4 protein-coding genes are annotated in these 6,826 nt (G+C 45.8%); 1 reads left to right on the plus strand and 3 read right to left on the minus strand.

Annotated features, from left to right (window positions below; translation table 11 throughout):
• Positions 1–40: 40 nt before the first annotated feature.
• Positions 41–1,993 carry an FAD-dependent oxidoreductase gene (locus QUB66_RS20310; RefSeq protein ID WP_332969526.1) on the minus strand — a complete coding sequence of 651 codons (1,953 nt, stop codon included), beginning with the start codon at positions 1,991–1,993 and terminating at the stop codon, positions 41–43.
• A 369-nt stretch (positions 1,994–2,362) separates the two neighbouring features.
• Positions 2,363–2,695 carry a hypothetical protein gene (locus QUB66_RS20315; RefSeq protein ID WP_265235543.1) on the minus strand — a complete coding sequence of 111 codons (333 nt, stop codon included), beginning with the start codon at positions 2,693–2,695 and terminating at the stop codon, positions 2,363–2,365.
• Positions 2,696–3,086: 391 nt separating this feature from the next.
• Here QUB66_RS20315 and QUB66_RS20320 point away from each other — a divergent pair, with 391 nt between their 5' ends.
• Positions 3,087–3,227 carry a DNA/RNA non-specific endonuclease gene (locus tag QUB66_RS20320; RefSeq protein ID WP_332969528.1) on the plus strand — a complete coding sequence of 47 codons (141 nt, stop codon included), beginning with the start codon at positions 3,087–3,089 and terminating at the stop codon, positions 3,225–3,227.
• Here the strand turns inward: QUB66_RS20320 and QUB66_RS20325 are convergent.
• On the minus strand, positions 3,160–6,729 hold the full coding sequence (locus QUB66_RS20325) for an AAA-like domain-containing protein (RefSeq protein WP_332969531.1): 3,570 nt from the start codon (positions 6,727–6,729) through the stop codon (positions 3,160–3,162). The two genes, QUB66_RS20320 and QUB66_RS20325, sit on opposite strands and share 68 nt — an antisense overlap.
• Positions 6,730–6,826: the final 97 nt, after the last annotated feature.

The raw sequence follows: 6,826 nt of genomic DNA on the forward strand, positions 1-6,826 counted from the left end.
GTTCCAGCGGACAGGATATAAACCCGCCCCGCTGCCAACTTTAGATTTTCAGCACGCCTTCGGGATTCACCGTCAAGAGCGATCGCCTTTGCAAACCCTCCTGGTATAAAATAGCATTAGCTGCCAACAAACCGCTGCTCACCGCCCTTTCCATTAAACCGCAAGGAAACGGCATTTTCACCCAATCTCCCGCAAACAACAGATTGGGAACAGCGCAGCAAGTCTCCGGGCGTTCCGCATAACTACCGGGCGGATAACCGGAAAAATTCTTTTGATTTACCAACTCCCGGTGTAGCATAGTTGCTGCTTTTAATTCCGGCACAATTTCATACAATTCTTCCTCAAAAGTCGCGAGCAAAACTTCCTGGTTGGGGAATTCTTTCTCCTTGTAACAATAAGCGTGCAGTTCCACTACGCTACCACCAGTTTTCTGGTTCCACTCGATGAACTGATCCTGAATTTTGTGGTAAAGTGTGATGCTGTCAGTCAGTTTGTAGCCCGACAGTGAACTGAAATTGCTGTGTTCCCAGGGGAATTCGCGATCGAACCAAAAACGACCCACCGCAAACGGATCGGCTATTTTCAATTCCTCAATTCGGCTCTGCACCTGCGGATTCACCTCACCGCTGGCCAAACTAAACAAATGCTGCATCCCCGGAACATCCGCCGCAAACACATAATAATCAGCCTTCAAGGTTTCCCCCACATTCTGCGGTTGCGACTTATTCGTAGCGGCGGCTAACTGTATCTCATCGGCTTTTTTTTCAACTACCTTAAATCTCGGCAAATCCCGCTGAGCAGGCCCGCTCACAACTCGCCCCTCAGCATCAAAAACTGCCCCGTGACAAGGACAGTGAAATTGACCATCGTTTTGTTTCTTAACTGTGCAGCCTTGGTGAGTACAGCTCAGAGAAATCGCCTCTTTGCCTCCTGGTGCGGCAGCAAATACGGTGTCGCCAGCGCCGAAATATTCCGTAGAGTTGCTGTCAGTTAACAGCGTGTTTTGTTTCACCCAAAAAGGTACTTTGCTTTGCACGTCTCCCGACTGATAAGTCAAAGAATCAATCTGGCCATTTTCCCAGTGAATATTACTAACGGCGACATCTGTTAATACTTTGCCACCTTTGCTTTCAATGGCTTTGGCAATCGGCTGCACCAAACTCGTGCCCATATCTTGCCGCGTGCCATTGAAGGCTAAACCTTCAGGATTTCCGAAAAAGTAAAAGTGGAAAAATTGCATTAATTCTCCCACACTCAATTCGTCGGGAGCGTTGAGACTGGATTTGGCAAAAGGCAGAAAATACAAGTCGTAAAGTCCGCGCGGGAATTCACCTTTTACCCAGTCGGCAACTGATATGTTGTCGAGGCGAGCAAAACTTTTTTGAGTTTGAAAGCCGCCGATTTCTCGAAATACTCGCCAGTGAGCAGGTTTTGTCAGATTGATTCCCCACTTGAGCCGATTGGGCGAAGATATCCCCAAGTCAACTATATTCCAGGGGAAAGCTGAATGGTTGGGACGGAAAACTTCTGGTTGGTATTTGCCGTCTCGAAAGACGACGGCGTAGGATTCTAAAGATACAAAGTTATCGGTAATTTCTAGTTCTTCAACCACACTTTTGAGGTTGTAGTATTGCGGAAAAAAACCGTGGAAACCGTGTTCCATCATGAAGGTTTCGTTCCCAACTTGTATCGGCCAACTAGCAATTTTGCCGCCGAGTTGGGGCGATTTGTCCAACAGTGTGACGGCGAAACCCCGCTGACTTAGTTCGTAAGCACAGGCGAGTCCGGCTAAGCCTGCGCCGACAACTGCGACGGTTTTGGGGGTATTCAGCATTCGCGGCAAGTCCAGAGTATCTTGCCCAAAAACGGCGGGTTCGGGTTTGGAAAATCGAGAGTAGCCCAGCAGCCCGCCGGCGGCACCGACTCCGAGAAATTTGAGGGCGGTGCGTCGAGAAACTGGTGGAGATAGCGGTGGATTGGTTGATTCACTCATAAACTGTAGTTTAGACTAAAAAATGAGCGCAGCTAAAAGTAGCCGCCTTGTAAGATCAGGCAAGCTGTTGCTCAAAAACTCAAGAAGTAGAAGATTAAATAGCTAATCTTGAAGACTTTTTGCGTCGAGAAACCCGTTTTTTAACGGTGGGATATCGCGGTGCTTTAGTCCGTACCTTTCCTTTTTCCCAACCAGGGGATTTTCCCCTATGTTTAGGCAGTTTCGCGGGAGTAATAATGTCAACTAAAAGCCACAACATTGATTGTGCAACACGTCCAGGAGTTAAATTGATATTAGCAGATTGCCAGGGTAGTATATTCTCGACCACTAAATCCCTAGCTAACCAAAGTTGCCAACTCATCAATGGCATTAGATCGCTCCACCGTTCACTCGGTCTAAGACTGCTAATACTGGATGGAGGCTCTGTTCACAGACAAGTTTGAGTTGGGAAGCTGCTTGAAGTATGGGTGAAGACCCACTACTAATTCTTTCATGAAGTAGGGGTAATGCCCAACTTCCTTGAGCTTCGGGTATCCACGCAATTGTACTATATCCCTGTCCAATAATTACTCCCCCCTGATATTCATGGGTTCTGTCTTTTAATGTTTTAGCATGACTGTCTCCCCCATGCAGGTCGATTGCCACTAATATATGTTCTGTTGGGGGTACTTGTTGTTCTAATTGCTGAAGATACAGCAGCATCAGTTTTTTCCGGTTCGGCCTACAGTCTTGCAATGCTTCGTAGACACGCTTGCCATTGACGATTGAATAATGGATTGAGTGAAAATTGGGCAAAACATGACGCATTCGGGCGTGGTCATTACTGCATCCATCAGCTCAAATGTTGCATCCTTGCCTCGTACCAATAACTCGTATGCTTCTTGACGAAAGTCTTTTAATCGTTCACTGTTCATTTAAGGAGTGGATAGGTTTTTATTTTTCACCCTCATTCTCTCCTTAACGGTGGCTCTAGTTCTTCTTTTGCCACCGTTCTCATCTTTATTTAGTCTAAACTACAGTCAATAACCGCAACTTACTCCAGGGCAATCCCAGTAATGCAGCTTCGAGTATTGCCAGCATCGACAACTACCTGATGGTAAAGCCGCCGCAATACGTGATGAGCTACAACAGCAAAACTCACACCGCCAACTGGGTTTCGTGGCAGATCAATAAATCTTGGATTGGAACAGCCGATCGCACAAATGTCTATCCACCTCCTTCACTTCGGCATTAGTTCGCAGATAATCCCGCACCAAATCGCAACCCGACGCTACTACCCTATCTAGCTCTACAGACTGCTCTAAATTCCACAAAATTACCGTTTTGTCCTCAGAAGCCGAAGCCAAAGTTTTGCCATCAGGAGCAAAAGCTAATCCCTTAACCCCAGCACTATGTCCAATTAGATTTGTTATGAATGTACCGTCAGACTTCCAGAGCTTAATTATCCCATCATTACTCCCTGTAGCAATTGTCTGGCTATCAGAGCTAAACGCTACACTCCAAATCCCAGAATCATGTCCCCTAAGAGTATGCAATAACTTACCCTCACGACTCCAAAGTTTAGCCGTCTTGTCTTCACTCACCGAAGCAATCAATTCGCCATTAGGACTGAAAGCTACGTTCATAACTGCACTATTATGACCTTGAAGAGTCTTGAATAAGCTGTCCTCACTTTTGACCTCTGATTGAGAATCTATCCCGCGCTGGTGATTCAAAACCGCAGCCAAACGCCAAAGCTTTACAGTCTTGTCGCCACTGCTAGAAACAAGCGTCGAACCATCGGGACTAAAAGCAACCCCCCAAGTCCCCGCCGTGTGTCCTCTAAAAGTAGCAATTTCCGTGCCGTTGACGCGCCAAAGTTTGATTGTGCGATCGGTACTCGAAGATGCCAGCATATTACCGTCAGGGCTAAAAGCGACTCTCCTAATAGCACCCTCATGCCCTTTGAGACTATCAAGTAATGTACCGTCTGGACTCCAAAGCTTGATCGATTGGTCTCTACCAACAGTAGCAATCGTTTTCCCATTAGGAGCGATCGCAACTGAGCTAAGCTGAAGGCTGGGCTCTTTTAAGCGCCTATTGATAATCCCGTCCTTGCGCCACAACATAACCTCCTTCGGACTCGATGAAGCCAGTAACTGTCCGTCGTTGCTAAAAGCTACTCCCCAAACTCCAGCCGTATGTCCCCGCAGAACTGTCAGCAACCGATTGCGTAATTTCCAGACTTTTACAGTGCCATCCCAAGATGCAGAGAATAGTGTCTCGCCATTGGGACTAAATGCAAGATCTTTAATCGCACTGTCATGGCCTTTAATCGCATTCAAAGCAGTACCGTCCTTGCTCCAGAATTTTAGCATCTTGTCGTCAGAACCAGAGACGATTATTTGCCCGTTCGGGCTAAAAGCTAGGGCGTTAATTGCAGCATCATGTGCAGTAAAATTCCTTAACAAACTGCCGTCACGCAGCCACAATTCTAGTTGACCGTCTCCATTACCTGTTGCCAGGGTTTTGCCATCAGGACTAAAGGCAATTGATAAAACAGGAGATTGAATATCTGAAAATGTTGTCAGCAATGTGCCATCCCGTTGCCAGAGTTTGACAGTGCCGTTTTCAGAAGCCGAAGCAATCAGTTGTCCATCGGGGCTAAAAACGACTTGCTGAACGCTCGCGCCATGCCCTGTCCAGGTTTTTAGCAATGTGCCGTCACTGCGCCAGAGTTTTATCGTACCGTCCGTACCGGACGAAATAATCAGTTTTCCGTCAGGACTAAACTTGACTTGGCCAGTTGTAGATTTAAACCCTTTCAAAGTTTTCAGCAATGTGCCGTCACTGCGCCAGAGTTTGACGGTTGTGTCTCCGCTTGCTGAAGCAATGAGCTCACCGTCGGGGCTGATATCTACTCCTAAAACGGGGCCTTGATGTCCTTTGAGAGTATTCAGCAACTTGCCATCGCGCTGCCAAATTTGGATACCATCTTGCAATGTTGCCACAGCAATAATCTGGCCATCAGAACTTACATCTAATGTATTATTTGCCGAAGCATAACCAGAAAAGCGGTTAAATTCAACAGCTCCATAAATTGACCGCCGCAAAGCCAATTCTACCATTGTTTCTGTCTGCGAATTTGATGAGGCTAACTGTTTGAGTTCTTTTCTTGCCCCAAGCGCTTCAATTAAAGCATCTAACCTTTTATCTAAGGAAAAGAGGGCTTCCGAATATCTAGCCCTGCCTTGAATTTTTTCTATTTGCTCATTGCGTTGGCTAGCAACCGCTTTTTTGTACTGAAAGAAAGCAAAGATTCCGGCGGCAATCGCGACTGCTAAAGCGAAGGAAAGTGCAGCAATCCAATAAGTTTGGCGTTTGGCATTTTTTTTCTTGAGTGCCAGCCTAGCTTCTACTTCCTTAAGCCGTTCTGCTTCTAAAAATAATTGCAATTCTTGTCTGTCTAGTTCTTGGCTTTCTGCTAAAAAATGATAGTCCAAATCGCTTAAACTTTTGCCCTGGCTCCAAGTTTGAGCATCTTTTAAAGCTTGTCCGCGCAACAATCGCGATTTATCTTTTTGCCCGGAAGCTACCCAAGCATCAAACACCTGGGAGTAAGGACGCAAATCCGCTAATTTTTTTTCAACCCATTGAAGATTAAATATTTGTTGATAGATGCGATTTTTTACCCATAATATTCCATCCTGTCGGAGGACTAAGCCGCTGAGTAACAATTCAATCTGTTCTAGACTATCATCACTTTTTACTTCAATTCCTTGCAAAATTTTTTGATAAATGCCTAGAATTCTACCAGCGCGCTTACCGTTCCGTTGAATGCGATCGCGAATCGTTTTCAGGTGTTCCGGTTCATCCTGCGATTCCCAACGCTCAATGATGCGAGTTTTGACCAAGTTCTCAATCCAGAACGATTCCGTACCCAGTGGAATACTTATCTTGTCACCCTGTTCCATTGTCGGCTGACTCAATTCCACGACTAATTGACACAACTTCTGAGTCAGAAACGGTTGTCCCGCCGTCCAGTATAAAATCGCCTTCACAACCGATGCTGGCTGTTCCACTATCTTTTCCAATCCTTGAATTAAAGGAGTAACTTCCTCCCACTCAAAGCCTTTTACTTCGATCGTCAGTCCAATATTAAACGGTGTCTTGGTTCTGTCTCGAATCAGATCCGAGGGAGTTGCTACCCCAAAAATCGCAAAGGTAATGCGTTGATATTCTGGGTCGATCGCCCGTTGGTTATAGCAGAAGCGAATTAGGGAAAAAAAGTCATCAATAGAAAAATCAAGCCCCAGAAAACTGTCAATTTCATCGACAAAGATAAACAACTGTTCTTGTGGGAACTGCACCAGTAGCAATTCCTCAATAAACCACCGCAGCCGTTGCAATAAACCGAGATCGTTGCGTTCTTGCCACCAAGTTTTTAGATTTAAGGACTCCCGTAACTTTAACTGTCGCCACAAGTCACCGACGAATCCCTTGTACCATTGCAGTGGAGTAATTTGTTCGCTGCCCACCACACTCAAATCGACGGCAACGCAGCGAAAGCCATCTTGTTCGAGGCGGTGCTTGGTTCGCACCAACAGCGAAGATTTGCCCATTTGCCGGGAGTTGAGGACATAGCAGAACTCTCCTCGCTTTAGGGCTTCATACAGTTGCGAGTCGGCTTGTCGCTGTACGTAACTGGGTGCATCAATGGTTAAACTGCCGCCGAGTTGATAGCTATCTTGGGGCATAAAAAATTGATTGTTACAGTTAAGTAGTCAAACAAAATTAATTACACAAACAACTAATATGATATAATAAAAATATTGAGTTGTGTTTAAAGAGGTC

It is taken from the genome of Microcoleus sp. A2-C3 (genome assembly GCF_036706065.1).
GTDB lineage: Bacteria > Cyanobacteriota > Cyanobacteriia > Cyanobacteriales > Microcoleaceae > Microcoleus.

Bases quoted from the DNA above. Each gene is read 5' to 3' on its own strand.
- QUB66_RS20320 (WP_332969528.1), top strand. From the start codon at position 3,087: ATGGTAAAGCCGCCGCAATACGTGATGAGCTACAACAGCAAAACTCAC.
- QUB66_RS20310 (WP_332969526.1), bottom strand. From the start codon at position 1,993: ATGAGTGAATCAACCAATCCACCGCTATCTCCACCAGTTTCTCGACGC.
- QUB66_RS20325 (WP_332969531.1), bottom strand. From the start codon at position 6,729: ATGCCCCAAGATAGCTATCAACTCGGCGGCAGTTTAACCATTGATGCA.
- QUB66_RS20315 (WP_265235543.1), bottom strand. From the start codon at position 2,695: ATGCTGCTGTATCTTCAGCAATTAGAACAACAAGTACCCCCAACAGAA.